At 72.9% G+C, this 17,849-nt stretch carries 16 protein-coding genes; 8 read left to right on the top strand and 8 right to left on the bottom strand.

Annotated elements, in window-relative coordinates; translation table 11 throughout:
* Positions 1-16 precede the first annotated feature (16 nt).
* Positions 17-811 carry an adenosylcobinamide-GDP ribazoletransferase gene (locus tag AB0D74_RS08390; protein ID WP_362581815.1) on the bottom strand — a complete coding sequence of 265 codons (795 nt, stop codon included), beginning with the start codon at positions 809-811 and terminating at the stop codon, positions 17-19.
* A gap of 82 nt (positions 812-893) precedes the next feature.
* Between AB0D74_RS08390 and AB0D74_RS08385 the strand changes: the two genes are divergently transcribed.
* Positions 894-1,709, top strand: a complete 816-nt coding sequence (locus tag AB0D74_RS08385) for a hypothetical protein (RefSeq protein ID WP_362581813.1) — start codon at positions 894-896, stop codon at positions 1,707-1,709.
* Here AB0D74_RS08385 and AB0D74_RS08380 read toward each other — a convergent pair.
* The 3 genes from AB0D74_RS08380 to cobT all read right to left on the bottom strand — a co-directional run bounded on the left by AB0D74_RS08380 (position 1,598) and on the right by cobT (position 5,454).
* Positions 1,598-2,371: a hypothetical protein gene (locus AB0D74_RS08380; RefSeq protein WP_362581811.1), complete on the bottom strand. Its 774-nt coding sequence runs from the start codon at positions 2,369-2,371 to the stop codon at positions 1,598-1,600. The genes AB0D74_RS08385 and AB0D74_RS08380 overlap by 112 nt on opposite strands.
* A gap of 10 nt (positions 2,372-2,381) precedes the next feature.
* A complete protein-coding gene (locus AB0D74_RS08375) occupies positions 2,382-4,184 on the bottom strand; it encodes a phosphatidylglycerol lysyltransferase domain-containing protein (RefSeq protein WP_362581809.1) in 1,803 nt (600 codons plus the stop codon).
* A gap of 184 nt (positions 4,185-4,368) precedes the next feature.
* Positions 4,369-5,454 carry a nicotinate-nucleotide--dimethylbenzimidazole phosphoribosyltransferase gene (gene cobT / locus AB0D74_RS08370; RefSeq protein ID WP_362581807.1) on the bottom strand — a complete coding sequence of 362 codons (1,086 nt, stop codon included), beginning with the start codon at positions 5,452-5,454 and terminating at the stop codon, positions 4,369-4,371.
* A gap of 160 nt (positions 5,455-5,614) precedes the next feature.
* On the opposite strand from cobT, the gene AB0D74_RS08365 reads away from it, so the two are divergent.
* Positions 5,615-6,592 carry a class I SAM-dependent methyltransferase gene (locus AB0D74_RS08365; protein WP_362581805.1) on the top strand — a complete coding sequence of 326 codons (978 nt, stop codon included), beginning with the start codon at positions 5,615-5,617 and terminating at the stop codon, positions 6,590-6,592.
* Positions 6,593-6,843: 251 nt separating this feature from the next.
* On the opposite strand, the gene AB0D74_RS08360 is transcribed toward AB0D74_RS08365, so the two are convergent.
* The gene (locus tag AB0D74_RS08360; protein ID WP_362581803.1) at positions 6,844-8,043 is read right to left on the bottom strand and encodes a bifunctional adenosylcobinamide kinase/adenosylcobinamide-phosphate guanylyltransferase; all 1,200 of its coding nucleotides are present in this window, start codon (positions 8,041-8,043) and stop codon (positions 6,844-6,846) included.
* Positions 8,044-8,249: 206 nt separating this feature from the next.
* Here AB0D74_RS08360 and AB0D74_RS08355 point away from each other — a divergent pair, with 206 nt between their 5' ends.
* Entirely contained in the window at positions 8,250-8,462 is a 213-nt protein-coding gene (locus AB0D74_RS08355) for a hypothetical protein (protein ID WP_362581801.1), read from the top strand.
* Between the two features lie 42 nt (positions 8,463-8,504).
* On the opposite strand, the gene AB0D74_RS08350 is transcribed toward AB0D74_RS08355, so the two are convergent.
* The 3 genes from AB0D74_RS08350 to AB0D74_RS08340 form a co-directional block, all read right to left on the bottom strand.
* The gene (locus tag AB0D74_RS08350; protein WP_362581799.1) at positions 8,505-9,575 is read right to left on the bottom strand and encodes a trypsin-like peptidase domain-containing protein; all 1,071 of its coding nucleotides are present in this window, start codon (positions 9,573-9,575) and stop codon (positions 8,505-8,507) included.
* Between the two features lie 84 nt (positions 9,576-9,659).
* Complete coding sequence (locus AB0D74_RS08345; protein WP_362581798.1) at positions 9,660-10,361, bottom strand: methyltransferase domain-containing protein; 702 nt, start codon at positions 10,359-10,361, stop codon at positions 9,660-9,662.
* 83 nt (positions 10,362-10,444) lie between these two features.
* Entirely contained in the window at positions 10,445-11,119 is a 675-nt protein-coding gene (locus AB0D74_RS08340; RefSeq protein ID WP_362581796.1) for a DUF3043 domain-containing protein, read from the bottom strand.
* Between the two features lie 200 nt (positions 11,120-11,319).
* Between AB0D74_RS08340 and AB0D74_RS08335 the strand changes: the two genes are divergently transcribed.
* The 5 genes from AB0D74_RS08335 (at position 11,320) to AB0D74_RS08315 (ending at position 17,804) form a co-directional block, all read left to right on the top strand.
* Positions 11,320-12,111, top strand: coding sequence for a PspA/IM30 family protein (locus AB0D74_RS08335; RefSeq protein WP_362581794.1), 792 nt, complete (start codon positions 11,320-11,322; stop codon positions 12,109-12,111).
* Positions 12,112-12,139: 28 nt separating this feature from the next.
* Positions 12,140-12,418, top strand: coding sequence for a hypothetical protein (locus AB0D74_RS08330; RefSeq protein ID WP_362581956.1), 279 nt, complete (start codon positions 12,140-12,142; stop codon positions 12,416-12,418).
* Positions 12,419-12,569: 151 nt separating this feature from the next.
* The gene (locus tag AB0D74_RS08325; RefSeq protein ID WP_362581792.1) at positions 12,570-13,838 is read left to right on the top strand and encodes a histidine kinase; all 1,269 of its coding nucleotides are present in this window, start codon (positions 12,570-12,572) and stop codon (positions 13,836-13,838) included.
* Entirely contained in the window at positions 13,835-14,518 is a 684-nt protein-coding gene (locus tag AB0D74_RS08320; RefSeq protein WP_362581790.1) for a response regulator transcription factor, read from the top strand. The genes AB0D74_RS08325 and AB0D74_RS08320 overlap by 4 nt, the downstream gene beginning before the upstream one ends.
* A gap of 172 nt (positions 14,519-14,690) precedes the next feature.
* The gene (locus AB0D74_RS08315) at positions 14,691-17,804 is read left to right on the top strand and encodes an efflux RND transporter permease subunit (protein WP_362581788.1); all 3,114 of its coding nucleotides are present in this window, start codon (positions 14,691-14,693) and stop codon (positions 17,802-17,804) included.
* The last annotated feature ends 45 nt before the right edge of the window (positions 17,805-17,849 follow it).

The following is a 17,849-nucleotide window of genomic DNA, read 5'->3' as shown; positions in this document are numbered from 1 at the left end:
GGTGTGACTCGACCCGTCAGCCCCCGAACGAGAACACCACGAGCGCCGCAGTCGCCGCCGTCTCCGCAAGCGCCCCGAACACGTCCCCGGTCACCCCGCCGAACCGCCGCCGACAGTGCCGCAGCAGCCCGTCCGTCGCGCCCTCCGCCACCACCACCGCGAGCAGCGCCCGCAGGCTGTCGCCCGGCCCGACCAGCGCCCCGGCGCCCGCCGCGAGCAGCATCACCGCGAACGTGACCACGGTCGCCCCCATCTTGGGCACCACCCCGGCCACCGCCGCCCCCAGCCCCTCGGGCCGGGCGGCGGGCACCCCCTCCACCGCGGCCAGCGTCAGCGCCAGCCGGGCCACCGTCGCCGCGACGACCGCCGCCAGGGCACCCCGCTGCCATCCGTCGCCGTACGCCTGGGCCAGCGCGGCCACCTGCCCGAGCAGGACGAAGACCAGGGTGACGACCCCGAACGGCCCGATGTCCGACTGCTTCATGATCCGCAGGGCGTCCTCGGCGGGCTTGCCGCTGCCCAGGCCGTCCGCGGTGTCGGCGAGCCCGTCCAGGTGCAGCCCCCGGGTGAGCACGGCCGGTACGGCGACGGCGGCCACCGCGGCCACCAGCGCGCTCGCCCCGGCCGCCAGCAGCAGCGCGCCGACCAGCCCCGCACAGGCGCCGACCGCGAGACCGGCCAGCGGAGCGGACAGCATGCCGCCGCGGGCCGCCTCGCGGTCCCAGCGGGTGACCTTCACGGGGAACACGGTGAGCGTGCCGAAGGCGAAGCGGACGCCGTCGAGCCAGGGAGTCGCAGAGGTCACAGCCACCGGCGCAGGTTACCCGGTGGTCAGGAAGCCCCGTCCGGGCCGGACTCCCGGTGGGGCTCGACGCCAGGGATAAAGTGCGCACATGGGACATTGGTTGGACCGGAACATCGTCGAGCCGGGCAAACTCCCACTGCTGCTCGCCCTGACCGCCTTCGTCCTGACCTTCGTGATCACACGGGTCATCACGCGGCTGATCCGCGCCGGGAAAGGCCCGTTCGGCAACGTGAAGGCCGGCGGGCTGCACATCCACCACGTGGTCCCCGGCGTCATCCTCGTCGTCGTGGGCGGGTTCGGCGCGGTCGCCGGTTCCCGCAACGGCGTCGGCGCGGCCCTCGCCGCGATCGTCTTCGGGATCGGCGCGGGACTGGTCCTCGACGAGTTCGCGCTGATCCTGCACCTCGGCGACGTCTACTGGACCGAGGAGGGCCGCAAGAGCGTCGAGGCCGTCGTCATCACGGCCGCGCTGGTCGGGCTGCTGCTCGCCGGTTTCTCGCCGTTCGGCGTCAACGACCTCTCGGCGGACGAACTCCAGGACCGGGGGGCCGTCATCGCCAACGTCGTGGCCAACTTCGGCCTCTCCCTCGTCGCCCTGAGCAAGGGCAAGACGCGCACCGCGATCTTCGGGGTGATCGTCCCGCTGGTCGCCCTCGTGGGCGCGTTCCGGCTGGCCCGCCCCGGTTCGGCCTGGGCCCGCCGCTTCTACGGCAACCGGCCGCGCGCCCGTGCTCGGGCCGGGCTGCGCAGCTATCACCACGACCGCCGCTGGTCCCGGCTCACCCTGACCCTTCAGGACTGGATCGGCGGCAAACCCGACCGCCCCGAACCACTGGAACTGCCCGGCCGCAGCCCGGGCCCGGGCCCTGGCCCCAGCCCCGGTCCCGACCCCGGCCGCCGGTGACGCCACCGGCGCCACAGCCGCCGCCCCGCCGGCCCCACCGCGCAGAGCAACGCGACCCCCGCGATGGCCGCCAGGTGCTCCTTTCCGGCCAGGTTGTCCTTCAGCGCCACCTCGACCGCCATCGCGGCCACCACCGCACCGGCGGTGACGTAGGCGCCGTACCGCCAGCCCAGGTAGACCGCGAGCCCGACGACGGCGGCCGACGGTCCGGTGTCCACCACCAGGGCGTCCGAGGCCGGCAGCCCCAGCGGACCGTGCGGCCCCAGCGCGATGCCCGTCCGCGCGTACAGCGTGCCGGCGAGGGTCGCCACGTACGCGACGACCAGGGTCCGGTACCAGCCCAGGCACACCTCGGCGATGCCGAGGACCACCAGGACCTGGACCAGCGCGCCCCACACCGGCAGGTCGAGCGCCGGCACGAACAGCGACAGGGGAGTACGCAGCAGGGCCGCCCAGAGCGGGTCCGCGGCGCGCACGGCCCCGGCGTTCTGCACGAGGCGGTAGCCCCACGACTGGTTCTGCGTGAACTGGAGCAGCGCGGTCAGGCACACCGCCCCGACCGTCAGCGGCACCGCCCGCAGCCGGCGCTTCGTCAGCGGGCCGCGCACGGTGGCGTACAGCAGCCCCCACTCGGCGCGGGCCCAGCGGGCGGCCGGCGTCATACGGCGGTCCTCATCCCTGCACTTCCCTCCGCGTGTCCAGCTGCCGCCGGTGCACCCACTTCGGCAGCCCCGGAGCCGTGGGCCCCAAAAACCCCTCCGCGCGCGCCGACGCCAGGCCGATGCGCGGGAGGTCCGGGCTCTTCTCGAAGAGCAGGAACCGGGGTTCCCAGATGGGCCGGTACTTGGCGTTGGCCCGGTACAGGGACTCGATCTGCCACCACCGGGAGAAGAAGCTCAGCAAGGACCTCCACAGCCGCAGCACCGGCCCCGCGCCGAGACGCGCACCACGTTCGAAGACCGAACGGAACATCGCGAAGTTGAGCGAGACCTGCGTGATCCCGATCTCCCGGGCACGCCGGAGCAGTTCGATGACCATGAACTCCATCAGTCCGTTGTCGGAGTCCCGGTCGCGTCGCATGAGGTCCAGGGACAGCCCGCCGGGCCCCCACGGCACGAAGGAGAGCAGGGCCCGCAGCTCACCCTCCCCGTCCGTGCACTCCAGCATCACGCACCGGCCGTCCCGGCCGTCCCCGAGCCGCCCCAGCGCCATGCTGAACCCGCGCTCGGTGGCCCCGTCCCGCCAGTCGTCCGCGCGCCGGACCAGGTACGACATCTCGTCCGCCGGGATGTCCTCGTGGCGGCGGATCCGCACCTCGTACCCCGCCCGGCCGACCCGGTTGTACGCCTGCCGGACGGTCCGCATCGCCCGCCCCTCCAGCGTGAACTCGGCGACCTCGACGATCGCCTCGTCCCCGAGCTCCAGCGCGTCGAGGCCGTGCCGCGCGTACACGGTCCCGGCCTCCTCGCCCGCCCCCATCACCGCCGGGATCCACCCGTGCGCCCGCGCCTCGGCGAGCCACGGCACGATGGCCCCCGGCCACGCCTCCGGATCCCCGATCGGATCCCCGGAGGCGAGCGACACCCCGCCCACCACCCGGTACGCGACCGCCGCCTTCCCGGTGGGCGACCACACGACGCTCTTCTCCCGCCGCAGCGCGAAGTACCCGAGCGAGTCCCGTTCGCCGTGCCGCTCCAGCAGTTCCCGCAGCCGTTTCTCGTCGTCCTCGGTGATCGGGTCGACGGCGCGGCGGGAGCGGAAGGCGGCGTAGAGGACGGCGAGCACGAGGACCGTGCTGAGCACGTTGACGACGACGTTCACCCAGTTCGGCGGGGCGATGTACGGGAACCGGGACGGGTCGGCGGCGACCGACACCAGGCGCAGGGTGCCGTAGTGCCAGCGCTCCAGGAACGTCGAACGCGCGGCGTGCGGCGCCTGGTCGGTGACGGTCACCAGGAGGGCGGCGAGCAGCGAGGCGACGAGGCCGCCGGCGACGGCGACGGTGGCGGCGAGGCGCGGGTTCGACCGGTCGCCCTTCGCGTAGAACTCCCGCCGCCCGACCAGCAGGGCCACGACGAAGGCGGCGGTCAGCACGATCGAGATCCAGTTCTGCGCGTACCGCCGGATCTCCGGGAACGCCATGGCGAACGCGAACAGCGCGAGGAAGAGCCCGCTCAGCACCAGGTTGAGGATCCACGCGGCCCGCTTGCGCCGCCGCATCGTGATCGCGAGGAACGCGGTGAAGACGCCGGAGGCGAAGCCGGCCGTCAGCAGGTACGGCGTGAAGAGGTTCTCCTGGTTGTGCCGCCGCACGTCCTGGCCCAGCGAAACCCACACCGCGCTGAGGAAGTTGACGAAGGCGACGGCCCGCAAGTACCACACGGCGAAGGCGGCGGCCCGCTGGGAAACCCCGGCACCCCGCCGCCCCGGCCCACGTCCCTCGGACCGCTCCACGGCAATTCGGACATCTCCCATGGAGAGCGATCATATGGGCGCCCACACCTCAAACCCCGCCGCACGCACCCTTGTCGGCTTCGCTCCTCTGCCGGCCGTGCGTGCCGGCTCCGTCTCCCCGCCGGTCTCCTCTGCCCGCCGCGACGGTGGTCGGCCAGGACGGCGTATCCCGGCGGTGCCGTCCCGGCCGTGACCCGCGGGCCCGCTACTCCTCCGGCTTCTCCTCCGGCTTCTCCTCGGGCTCGGGCTGCTTCTCCGGAAGCTCCGCCGCCAGTGCCGCCGCGGCCTGCACCAGCGGCAGGGCCAGCAGGGCGCCCGCGCCCTCGCCGACCCGCACGCCCTGCTCCAGGAGCGGCTCCAGGGCCATCCGGTCCAGGGCCTTCGCCTGGCCCGGCTCCCCGCTGTCGTGGGCGGCCAGCCACCAGTCCGGCGCCCGGAACGCGATCCGCTGCGCGACCAGCGCGCACGCGGCCACCACCACGCCGTCCAGCACCACCGGCAGCTTCCGCACGGCGGACTGCAGCAGGAACCCGGTCATCGCCGCGAGGTCGGCCCCGCCGACCGTCGCCAGCAACTGCAACTGGTCCCCGAGCACCGGCCGCGCCCGCCGCAGCGCGTCCCGGATCGCCGCGCACTTCCGCATCCACGCGAGGTCGTCGATGGGGAGCCCGCCCCGTCCGGTCACCACGGACGCGTCCGTCCCGCAGAGCGCCGCGACCAGGACGGAGGCCGCCGTGGTGCCGCCGACGCTGACGTCGCCGAGGACCACCAGGTCGGTCCCCGCGTCGGCCTCCGCGTCGGCCAGCGCGAGACCCGCGCGGAAGGCCGCCTCGGCCTCCTCCAGGGTCAGCGCGTCCTCGATGTCGATCCGGCCGCTGCCCCGCCGCACCCGGTGTCGCACGACCTCCTCGGGCAGCGCGTCCGGGTCGCAGTCCAGCGCCATGTCCACGATCCGCACCGGTACCCCGAGCCGCCGGGCGAGCACCGCCACCGGGCTGGCCCCTTCCAGAACCGCCCGCACCAGCACCTCCGCGCTGCCCGCCGGCCGGGCGGAGACGCCGAGTTCGGCGACGCCGTGGTCGCCGGCGAAGAGCAGCACCCGCGGCCGTTCCACCGGCCGTACCGGTACCGAACCCTGCGCGGCGGCCAGCCACTCACCCAGGTCGTCGAGGCGGCCCAGCGACCCGGGCGGCACGGCCAGCCGCTCCCGGCGTGCCTCGGCGTCACGGCGCACACCGCCGTCGGGGCGCTCGATCAGATCGGTGAAGTCGTCGAGATTAAGCGAGCTCATTCGCCGAACAGTACCGGCAACCGACGAACGGTTAGGTGCCAGATCGCCACCACACCCGCACGGCGCCTTGGCAGGCAAGATCGGTATCCCATACGTTCCGGTTTGCAGTGGATTGCGTTCAGGGAGTACTCGCCCGTACCGGGAGCACAGGGAGCCGCCCATGCCGCCGCGCACGCCCGAACCCGCCCCGGGCCCCGACCGGTTCCACGAGCCGCGCCGCGAGGGCTGCCCCTGGTGCGGCTCCCGGCGGCTGCGCACCCGCCTGCGCACGACCGACCTCCTCCACCACCGGCCGGGCACGTTCACCGTCGACGAGTGCCGGGACTGCGCCCACACCTTCCAGAACCCCCGGCTGTCCGCGGCCGGCCTCGCCCTCTACCACCGGGACTTCTACGACGGCCGCCTGGAGGACTACACCGACCGCCTCCACACCACCCGCGCGGGCCGCCGCAGGCACCGCGCCGCCGCCCGCGTGATGCTGGCGCTGCCGGAGCCGGAGAGCTGGCTGGACGTGGGCACGGGCCACGCCCACTTCCCGCGCGCGGCGAAGGAACTCTTCGCCTACACCTCGTTCGACGGCCTGGACCCGACCCTCCGGGTGGGGCGCGCCCAGACCGAGGGCCACATCGAGGAGGCCCACTGCGGGTACCTGGCCGCGCCGGAGGTGCTGGCCCGCCTGCGCGGTCGCTACGACGTCGTCAGCATGTTCCACCACCTGCAGCACACCCCCGACCCGCGCGCCGAACTCCGCGCCGCCCTCACCGCGCTGCGGCCCGGCGGCCACGTCCTCATCGACGTCCCGAACCCGCGCAGCGCGTTCGCCCGGCTCCTCGGCAGGTGGTGGATCCCCTACGGCCAGCCCCGCCACCTGCACCTGATGCCGCTGGGCAACCTCCGGGCGGAGCTGGAGGCCCAGGGCTGCGAGATCCTCGGAACCGACCGGAAGTCGCCCCACCTGCCGTACGACATCTCGGCGGCGGTCGGCCTCGTGCTCGGCCGGCTCCTGCCGAAGCGGTGGCTGCGGGTAGCGGCCCCGCTGGTCGCCGCGGCGAGCCTCGCCGACCACACCCTGGCCCCACTGCTCCGCCGCACACCGTTCTCCAACGCGTACCGGATCGTCGCGAGAAAGGCCCGCTGACGACCGCTCGCGCGCCCGCGGACCGGCGGGGCTTTCCCGCGCAGTTCCCCGCGCCCCCAAAAGACTAAAGACCCCGCCGCGGTCAGCCGGTTCACCGCGGGCCGGTGGGGGCTGCCCGCGCAGTTCCCCGCGCCCCTTACGGGGCGTTGCAGCTGTCGTGGCTACTCAGCTGCGGGCAGGCGTGCCGCAGGGCGGCACGGGTGGGCGCGGGGGCACCCGGCAAGCGCCGGTGAGCGTCCCCCCGCCCCCACTCACCTCAGCACCACCACCTGCCCCGCCACCACCAGCAAAACCTGCTCGCACTCACCCGCGAACGCCGCGTTCAGCCGCCCGAGTTCGTCCCGGTACCGCCGTCCCGACGCAGTCGCCGGCACGATCCCCGACCCCACCTCGTTGGAGACGGCCACCACCGTCCGCCGACTCGCCCGCACCGCCTCCGTCAGCTCCCGCACCCGCTCCCGCAGGGCCTTCTCCCCGCCCGACGCCCACTCCGTGTCGTCCCACGCCCCGACGGAGTCCATCGCGTCCGTCAGCCACAGCGAAAGACAGTCGACCAGCAACGGCGGCCCGTCCTCCGCCAGCAACGGCGCCAGGTCGCACGTCTCCGTCGTACGCCAGGACCCCGGCCGCCGCTCCCGGTGCACGGCCACCCGCGCCGCCCACTCGGTGTCCCCGCCGCGGGTACCGCCCGTGGCGACGTAGAGCACGTCCGGGAAGGACTCCAGCCGCCGTTCGGCCTCCACGGACTTCCCGGACCGGGCCCCGCCCAGCACCAGCGTCCGGCGCGGTACGTCGGGCACGTCCTCGTACACCCCCACGGTCAGCGTCGTCCCGTCCGGCACCGCCCGCGCCCCGGCCGCCGCCAGCCGGCGCCGCAACTCCGGCCCTGGCGGCACCTCGTGGCCGAGATGGACGGCGACGACATCCGTGGTCGGCCCCACCGCGCCGACCGCCCGCAGCCGCGCCAGCGCGTCCGGCCGCCCGACGACGTCGAGGAGCACCAGGTCGTACGCCTCCGCGCTCCCGTTCTCCAGCCCGGCCTGCGCCCCGCCCGGCGGCAGGTACAGGAGCCGCTGCCCGTCGGGGCCGGTCACCGCGTACCCGGTGCCGCCCGCGTCCATCGCCACCGCCCGCACCCGATGCCCCGTCAGCAGCGCCAGCTCCCGCCCGTCCGGCACCCGCCCCGGCTGCGGCAGCCCGGCCGGCACCTCGACGGCGGGCCCGTCGTGCGGATGCGACAGCAGCACCTGCCGTACCCCGCCGAGGGACAGCCCGGCCCGGGCCGCCGCGAACGCCACACCCGGCGTCAGATCGAGCAGCAGCGTCCCGTCGACGAGCACCGCGGTGGCGGCCCGCGCGTCCTCCCCGACGGCACACGCACAGGCCGCACAGGGACAACCGGGCGAAGGCAGCCCCGCAGGAGCACCGGTACCGAGCAAAGTCACTTCCACGCCCTGATTTTCACCCGTCCCAACGGTTCCTGCTTGAGCGGCGTCCGGTGGGACGCGCCCCCGAAGGGTCGCGGGGCTGTATTCGACTTGCGGCTGCCGCCGCGTGGGCGCGACCAGCCCCCACCGGCCCGGCACCTGCCCCACAACCAGCGGAGTTTTCGTCGGCGCCCTTATACGATGCACCAGTTGGATCAAAGGAGGCCTACATGGCGGCATGGACATGGCGGTTCGAGAAGTCCGACGGGACGGAGGTCCAGCCCGCGGTGGAGCCCGAGGAGTTCACCACCCAGGGCGACGCCGAGTCGTGGATCGGCGAGCAGTGGAAGGCCCTGCTGGCCGGCGGCGCCGACCAGGTGCGGCTCTTCGAGGACGCCACCGAGATCTACGGCCCGATGAGTCTGCACGCGGACGAGTCCTGAGGCATGCCGGTCCGGGGCGGCCCTCGCCGGCCGCCCCGCCGGTCACTGCTCGCCCAGCGTCACGTCCACCGTCCTGCCGATGCCGTCCCGGCTGTAGGTCACCGTCGTCTTCTGCCCCGGCCGGTCCGAGGCGAGCGACTCGGCCAGTGAGGTGATGGTGGTGATGTCGTCGTGGCCCACCCGGGTGATGATGTCCCCGGGCCGGATGCCCGCCTTGTCGGCCGCGCCACCGTGCTCCACGGTCACCACGGCCACCCCGGCCGGCTGGTAGTTCACGTCGACGACCGTGCGCCCGGAGATGTCGAGCGCGGCCCGCCCCGAGTCGGTCACCTTCCCCTGCTTGATGATCTGGTCGGCGACCGTCTTCACCATCGACCCCGGGATGGCGAACCCGATCCCGGGCGCCGCGCTGCCGCCGAGGTCGGGGTCGCTCGCGGCGAGCGTGGGGATGCCGATGACCTGGCCGTCCAGGTTGACCAGCGCACCGCCGCTGTTGCCGGGGTTGATGGCCGCCGAGGTCTGCACCATGTTGGGGATGGTGGCGCCCGTACCGCCGCCCGCGCTGTTCTCGCTGACGGTCCGTCCGGTCGCCGACACGATGCCCTCGGTCACGCTGGACGACAGCCCGAGCGGCGATCCCATGGCCAGCGTGATCTGCCCGACCGAGACCTTCTCGGTGTCCCCGAAGGCAGCCGCCTTCAGCCCGTCCGGGATCCTGTCGAGCCTGATGACCGCCAGGTCCTGCTGGGGGTAGGAGTACACCAGCGTCGCGGTCAGCGGTTCCTCCGTGTTGGCGGTCGTCACCTTGAACCGCTTCTCGTCGCCCACGACATGCGCGTTGGTGACGATGTGTCCGTTGCCGTCGTAGACCACGCCCGAGCCGAGGTCGCTGCTGGCCTGGATCTGCACGACCGACGGCAGGACGTCCTTGATCACCTTCTGGTACCGGTCCTGCAGTTCGGTCGCCGCCAGCGGGACGGCCGCCGCACGGGCGGCGGCGGTGTCCTCGGCCGCGTCACCGTCGAGGGCGGAGCATCCGGAGACCAGGGCGAGGCAGCAGGAACCGAGCGCGGCGGCCGTACGCAGGGTCCGGCGGGCGGGGGAAGCGTCCATGTCCCGAGTCTCGCCGCGACGGTGACGCTCCGGCTCGCGCTGCTGGCCCGAACGAGCGGCAGCGGCACCGGCCACCGGGTGTGCTCAGCCGCGGACCCCGCACAGGTGCAGCAGCGCCGCGACCGACCGGTACGGATCCGTCCGCCCGGCCCGCTCCTCCACCGCCAGCAGCGTCTCCAGGTCGGCCGGTGCCGCCGCGTCGTCCGCGGCGGTGTCCGTGAACACCCGTACGCCGTACCAGGACTGCAGCGGCGCCCCGATGCCGGCGAGCGCGCCGGTGAGGGTGGCCAGCCGGTCGGCCCGGACGTCCAGGCCCAGCCTGTTCCGGTACGAGACGGTGTCGAAGGCCTCCAGGGCGCCCGCCCAGTCACCGCTCAGCCCCGGCCGCACGGCCAGCGCGTCGGCGTTGCGCACCAGCAGCGACAGCAGGCCGCCCGGGGCCAGCATCCGGGCCAGTCCGGCGAGCAGCGCGTCCGGCTCCTCGACGTACATCAGCACCCCGTGGCAGAGCACCACGTCGAAGCTGCCGGGGAGGAAGTGGACACCCGTGTCCCGGCCGTCCCCCTGGACGATCCGCACCCGCTCGCGGATGCCCTCCGGCTCGGCGGCCAGGGCCCGGCGCGCGGCCGTGACCATCGCCGGTTCCTGCTCGACACCGGTCACCTGGTGCCCGGCCCGGGCCAGCCGCAGCGCCTGCGTGCCCTGGCCCATCCCCACGTCGAGCACCCGCAGCCGCTGCCCGACCGGGAACCGCCCGGCTATCTGCTCGTCGAGCTGACGGGCCACCAACTGCTGCCGTACGACGTCACGCAGCCCGCCCAGCCTGTTCAGCCAGGCTTCTGCCGCACTCTCGGAGAACGGCTCAGCGCTCAGGGCCGCTCTCCGCGCTTGACCTGCGGCTTGGGCAGCCGGAGCCGACGCATCTGGAGGGAGCGCATCAGGGCGTAGGCGACGGCGCCCTTCTTGTTCTGGTCGGGGAAGCGCTCGGCGAGGCGCTTGCGCAGCCGCAGGCCGCTGATCACCGCGTCGAGCACGATCAGCACGATCACGACCAGCCACAGGAGCAGCGCGATGTTCTTGATCGCCGTGTTGTTGACCACACTCATGACCAGGATGACCACGGCCAGCGGCAGGAAGAACTCCGCCACGTTGAAACGCGAGTCCACCCAGTCGCGGGCGAACCTGCGGACCGGGCCCTTGTCACGGGCGGGCAGGTACCGCTCGTCGCCGGTGGCCAGCGCCTGGCGCTGCCGCTCCATGGCGGCGCGCCGGTCGTCGCGCTGACGCTTGGCGGCGTCCTTGCGCGTCGTCGGCGTGTTGGCCACGCTGCGCCGCTGGGTCTGGGCCTCACTGCGCTTGGGAGTGGGCCTGCCCTTGGGGGCCTGCGGGTCACGGGTCTGCTTGGAGTCGGTCACGACCGCCTTGTCGGCGGGGGCCTTCTCATCCTTGGCACGGCTACGGAACACAAAACCCAAGGGTACGGGGTGGCGGGGTGTGGGCCCTAGTCCGGCGGGGAACGATCCCGCAACGCCGGTCGTCTCCATGGGGGGACAGAGGGGACGTCGGGGACGCTTCGCTCAGGGAGACACCTACTACCTGTGCCGGAGCGGAGCTGTCGGTAGTCGTCCTTGGGGATGAGCGCATCGGTCCCCGAACAGTGCGGTAATGGAGGCAGGGCCCGTACTGTGGGTTCTGTCGCAGGATCTGTGAGCTGGAGTCCGTCAGAAGGGGGCGCGCGAAGCCCATGAGCGGTGTCATGAAGCGTATGGGGATGATCTTCCGCGCGAAGGCGAACAAGGCCCTGGACAGGGCCGAGGACCCGCGCGAGACCCTGGACTACTCGTACCAGAAGCAGCTGGAGCTGTTGCAGAAGGTCCGCCGCGGCGTCGCCGACGTGGCGACCAGCCGCAAGCGGCTCGAACTCCAGCTGAACCAGCTCCAGCAGCAGTCCTCCAAGCTGGAGGACCAGGGCCGCAAGGCGCTCGCGCTCGGCCGTGAGGACCTCGCCCGCGAGGCGCTCTCCCGCCGCGCCGCCCTCCAGCAGCAGGTGACCGACCTGGAGACGCAGCACGCCACCCTCCAGGGCGAGGAGGAGAAGCTCACCCTCGCGGCCCAGCGCCTCCAGGCCAAGGTGGACGCCTTCCGCACCAAGAAGGAGACCATCAAGGCCACCTACACCGCCGCCCAGGCGCAGACCCGCATCGGCGAGGCCTTCACCGGCATCTCCGAGGAGATGGGCGACGTCGGCCTCGCGATCCAGCGCGCCGAGGACAAGACCCAGCAGCTGCAGGCCCGGGCCGGCGCCATCGACGAGCTCCTCGCCTCCGGCGCCCTGGACGACCCGACCGGCACCGCCAAGGACGACATCGCCGCCGAGCTGGACCGGCTCTCCGGTGGTACGGATGTGGAGCTGGAGCTGCAGCGCATGAAGGCCGAGCTCGCCGGCGGTTCGCCCCAGCAGGCGATCGAGGGCGGCACCGGCCAGGGCCAGCAGTCGCAGCAGCCGCAGGACACCCCGCGCTTCGACAAGCAGTAGCCGACGCCTGGAGGGCGACATGGCCGACATGGTCGTGAGGATCATGGGGGAGGGCCAGGTGAGGCTGGCCGAAAGCCACCTCGCCGAACTGAACAAGCTGGACGACGAGCTCCTCGCGGAGACCGAGTCCGGCGACGAGGCAGCCTTCCGCCGCACCCTGACCGCCCTCCTGGACAAGGTCCGGGAACTGGGCACTCCGCTCCCGGACGACGCCCTGGAACCCTCCGACCTCATCCTCCCGTCCCCGGACGCGACCCTGGCGGAGGTCAGGGCCCTGCTCCGGGACGACGGTCTCATTCCAGGCTGACGCTCACGTAGACAGCCCGTCCGGCGTTTGAGGACGAGGCCGTTCAGGCCGAAGCGGGGGTCTGGGGGCGGCAGCCCCCAGGGAGGACGGTGCCCGCGGCGGCCCGAACCGACAGTTCCGGCCCGCACCAACCCGCCGTACTGTTCAGTACGTGAGCACTCTCGAAAGAGCCCGCTGCAGAGCCGGCGCCCATCCACTCGCCGTGGACGCGGTCATCGCCGCGGGCGCCCTCGTCTGCATGGTCGTGAGCTCTTTCGCGGTGCCGCACGGCGCACACGGCGTCGCCTGGGGCATCCGCACCCCGGATCCGCTCAGCCTGCTGCTGATGACGCTCGCCGCCGCGGCCCTGGTCTTCCGCCGGTACGCCCCGAAGACGGTCCTCGCCGTCACCGGCGCCGCCTCCGTCGTGGAGTGCGTCACCGGCGACCCCCGCGCCCCCGTCGCGATGGCGGCCGTGGTCGCCCTGTTCACCGTCGCCGCCACCACCGACCGCCGCACCACCCTGCGGGCCGGCCTGCTCACCATGACCGTGCTGACCACCGCCGCGATGGTCGCCGGCCCGCTGCCGTGGTACGCCCAGGAGAACCTCGCGATCTTCGCCTGGACCGGCATCGGCGCCACCGCCGGGGACGCCGTCCGCAGCCGGCGCGCGGTCGTCCAGGCCATCCGGGAGCGGGCCGAGCGCGCCGAGCGGACCCGGGAGGAGGAGGCCCGCCGCCGGGTCGCCGAGGAGCGGCTGCGCATCGCCCGGGACCTGCACGACGTCGTCGCCCACCACATCGCCCTGGTCAACGTGCAGGCCGGGGTCGCCGCGCACGTCATGGACAAGCGGCCCGACCAGGCCAAGGAGGCCCTCGGCCACGTCCGCGAGGCCAGCCGCTCCGCGCTGAACGAACTGCGGGCCACCGTCGGCCTGCTCCGCCAGTCCGGCGACCCCGAGGCGCCGACCGAGCCCGCCCCCGGCCTGCACATCCTGGACGAACTCGCCGACACGTTCCGCAACGCCGGCCTCCAGGTCGAGGTCGCCCGCGCCGACCAGGGCGCCACCCTGCCGGCCGCCGTCGACCTGGCCGCCTACCGGATCATCCAGGAGGCCCTGACCAACGTGCAGAAGCACGCGGGACCCGACGCCAAGGCCGAGGTGAGCGTCGTACGCGTCGGACCGCAGATCGAGGTCACCGTCCTCGACAACGGCTCCGGCGAGGACACCGCCCCCGAGGAGGGCGGCGGCCACGGGCTGCTCGGCATGCGCGAGCGCGTCACCGCCCTGCGCGGCACCCTCACCACCGGCCCCCGCTACGGCGGCGGCTTCCGCGTCCATGCGATCCTGCCGGTCAAGACCGACACCGACGACCGTACGGGCGACCGTGCGCACGGCCGGGCCAAGGGCCGCACGGCCGCCCTGGGGGATTCCGTATGACGATCCGTGTCCTGCTCGCCGACGACCAGGCACTGCTGCGCAGCGCGTTCCGGGTGCTCGTCGACTCCGAGTCCGACATGGAGGTGGTCGGCGAGGCCTCCGACGGCGCCGAGGCGGTGGCGCTGACCCGGGAGCGGGCGGCCGACGTCGTCCTGATGGACATCCGGATGCCGGGCACCGACGGGCTCGCCGCCACCCGGCTGATCAGCGCCGACCCCTCCCTCGCCCATGTCCGCGTGGTGATCCTCACGACCTTCGAGGTCGACGACTACGTCGTCCAGGCGCTGCGTGCGGGCGCCTCGGGCTTCCTCGGCAAGGGCAGCGAACCCGAGGAACTCCTCAGCGCCATCCGGGTCGCCGCCGGCGGCGAGGCGCTGCTCTCCCCGACGGCCACCAAGGGGCTGATCGCCCGCTTCCTCGCCCAGGGCGACCTCGGTGACGACGGCCGCGACCCGGCCCGCACCGACCGGCTCGACGCCCTCACCTCACGCGAGCGCGAGGTCCTGGTCCAGGTCGCCGGCGGGCACTCCAACGACGAGATCGCCGAACGCCTGGAGGTCAGCCCGCTGACCGTGAAGACGCACGTCAACCGGGCCATGGCCAAGCTGGGCGCGCGGGACCGCGCGCAGCTCGTGGTGATCGCGTACGAGTCGGGGCTGGTCCGCCCGAGGATGGACTGATCTCCACCCGGGCGTACTGCGGGCGGAGTAGGAGCCGGATAAGGGAACGGCACCCTGGGGCTACCCGAGCAGGTCCGCGCATGGGTGAGAGTGGTGCGGTGGGCGCTCACAGGTGCCCCCTGTGCCGTCCGTCTGCCGCTCACAGCAGCTCACCGAAAAGAGACCCCGACCCATGTCCTGGCTGTCCAGATTCAGCCTCGCGCAGCGGGCCCTGATAGGCCTCGTCTCCCTGATCGCGCTCGTCTTCGGGGCGATCGCCATCCCCCAGATCAAGCAGCAGCTGCTGCCGACGATCTCCCTGCCCATGGTGTCGGTCATCGCCCCGTACCAGGGGGCGGCGCCCGACGTCGTCGAGAAGCAGATCGTCGAGCCGATCGAGAACAACCTCGAAGGCGTCGACGGCGTCACCGGCGTCACCTCCACCGCGAGCGAGGGCAACGCCGTGATCATGGCGTCCTTCGACTACGGCAACGACACCAAGCAGCTGGTCGCCGACGTCCAGCTGGCCGTCAACCGCGCCCAGCTCCCGGACTCCGTCGACCCGCAGGTCATCTCCGGCTCCACGGACGACATGCCGACCGTGGTCCTCGCCGTCACCTCCGGCAAGGACCAGCAGGCCCTCGCCGACCAGCTCGACAAGACCGTCGTCCCGGCCCTCAAGGACGTCGACGGCGTCGGCCGCGTCCAGGTCACCGGTGTCCGCGACCTCCAGGTCGACGTCACCCCCGACGACGCGGAGCTGGCGAAGGCCGGTCTCACCTCCGCGGCCCTCGCCCAGTCGCTCCAGGCGGCCGGCGCGACCGTCCCGGCGGGCTCCTTCGACGAGGACGGCGCCAACCGCACCGTCCAGGTCGGCGGCGGCCTCACCTCGCTGCGGCAGATCAGGGACCTGATGGTCACCGGGCAGGGCGTGCAGAAGCCCGTGCGCCTCGGTGACGTGGCCACGGTGCAGGAGCAGGAGGCCCCGGCCGACTCGATCACCCGCACCGACGGCCGCCCCAGCCTCGCCGTGAACGTCACCATGGACCACGACGGCAGCGCCGTCTCCATCTCGAACGCGGTCAAGGACAAGCTGCCGAAGCTGCGCCAGGACCTCGGCTCCGGCGCCACCCTCACGGTCGTCAGCGACCAGGGCCCGGCGGTCTCCAAGTCCATCAAGGGCCTCACCACCGAGGGCGCCCTCGGCCTGCTCTTCGCGGTCCTGGTCATCCTGCTCTTCCTGGCCTCGGTCCGCTCGACCCTGGTGACCGCGGTGTCCATCCCGCTGTCCGTGGTCCTCACGCTGATCGTGCTGTGGACCCGCGGCCTCTCCCTCAACATGCTCACCCTCGGCGCGCTCACCATCGCCATCGGCCGGGTCGTCGACGACTCGATCGTGGTCCTGGAGAACATCAAGCGCCACCTCGGCTACGGCGAGGAGCGCCGGTCCGCCATCCTCACGGCCGTGCGTGAGGTGTCCGGCGCGGTCACCTCGTCCACCCTCACCACGGTCGCCGTCTTCCTGCCGATCGGCCTGGTCGGCGGCATGGTGGGCCAGCTCTTCGGCCCCTTCAGCCTCACCGTCACCGCGGCCCTGCTGGCCTCCCTCCTGGTCTCCCTGACGGTCGTGCCGGTCCTGTCCTACTGGTTCCTGCGCGCCCCCAAGAGCACCCCGGAGGACGCCGAGGAGGCCCGCCGCAAGGCCGAGGAGAAGGAGGCCGGCAGCCGCCTCCAGCGCCTCTACGTCCCCGTCCTGCGCTTCGCGACCCGGCGCCGCCTCACCAGCGTGCTGATCGCGATCGCCGTCCTGGTCGTCACGTTCGGCATGTCCGGGCTGCTGAAGACCAACTTCTTCGACCAGGGCGACCAGGAGGTCCTCACCGTCAAGCAGGAGCTGAAGCCCGGCACCAGCCTGGCCGCGACCGACGTCCAGGCGAAGAAGGTCGAGAAGCTCCTCGCCTCCGTCGACGGCGTCAAGGACTACCAGGTCACCGTCGGCTCCTCCGGCTTCATGGCGGCCTTCGGCGGCGGCACCGACACCAACCAGGCGTCGTACTCGGTGATGCTGGACGACGCGAAGTCGTACGACAAGGTGCAGAACGCCATCGAGGACGGCCTGCACAAGCTGTCCGGCATCGGTACGACCACCGTGTCGGCCGGTGACGGCTTCGGCAGCCAGGACCTGAGCGTCGTCGTGAAGGCGGCCGACGGCGATGTGCTGCGCAAGGCCTCCGAGCAGGTCCGGGCCACGGTCGCGGGCCTCGACGACGTCACCGACGTCACCAGCGACCTGGCGCAGAGCGTGCCGCGCATCTCGGTGAAGGCCAACTCCAAGGCCGCGGCGGCCGGTTTCGACGACCAGACGCTGGGCGCCGCCGTCACCCAGGCCGTCAAGGGCACCACCGCCGCGAAGGCCACCCTCGACGACACCGAGCGGGACGTCGTCGTGAAGTCCGCCAAGCCCGCCGAGACCCTCGCGCAACTGCGCGCGCTCAAGCTCGGCCCGGTCAGGCTCGGCGACATCGCCACCGTGAAGCTGGTGGACGCCCCGGTGTCGATGACCCGGATCGACGGCCAGCGCGCCGCGACCGTCAGCGCGAAGCCCACCGGTGACAACACCGGCGCGGTCAGCACCCAACTCCAGTCCAAGATCAAGGCGTTGAAGCTCCCGGCGGGCGCCACGGCCTCGATCGGCGGGGTCACCTCGGACCAGGACAGCGCGTTCAAGAACCTGGGCCTGGCGATGCTCGCGGCGATCGCGATCGTCTTCATGCTGCTGGTCGCAACCTTCCGGTCGCTGGTCCAGCCGCTGATCCTGCTGGTCTCCATCCCGTTCGCGGCGACCGGCGCGCTCGGCCTGCTGGTCGTCACCGGCACCCCGATGGGCGTTCCCGCGATGATCGGCATGCTGATGCTGATCGGCATCGTGGTGACCAACGCGATCGTCCTGATCGACCTCGTCAACCAGTACCGCAGCCAGGGGTACGGCGTCGTCGAGGCCGTGATCGAGGGCGGCCGGCACCGTCTGCGGCCCATTCTCATGACGGCCCTGGCGACGATCTTCGCCCTGCTCCCGATGGCGCTCGGCGTCACCGGTGAGGGCGGGTTCATCGCCCAGCCGCTGGCGGTGGTCGTGATCGGCGGTCTGATCACCTCCACCCTGCTCACCCTGCTGCTCGTGCCGACGCTGTACGCGATGGTCGAACTCCGCAAGGAGCGCAGGGCCGGGAAGCGGGCCGCGAAGAAGGGGCGGAAGGACACGGAGTCCGCCCCCGCGTCCGAGGAGCCGCAGCCCGCGGCTGTGTGACGGTCCCGCGAACGGCGGCCGGTTTCCGGAACACCTCCGGGAACC

The sequence above is a fragment of the Streptomyces sp. NPDC048278 genome (assembly GCF_040652195.1).
Taxonomy (GTDB): domain Bacteria; phylum Actinomycetota; class Actinomycetes; order Streptomycetales; family Streptomycetaceae; genus Streptomyces.
Note: the sequence above shows the minus strand (reverse complement) of the source record. Positions and strands in the feature narration are given on the sequence as shown.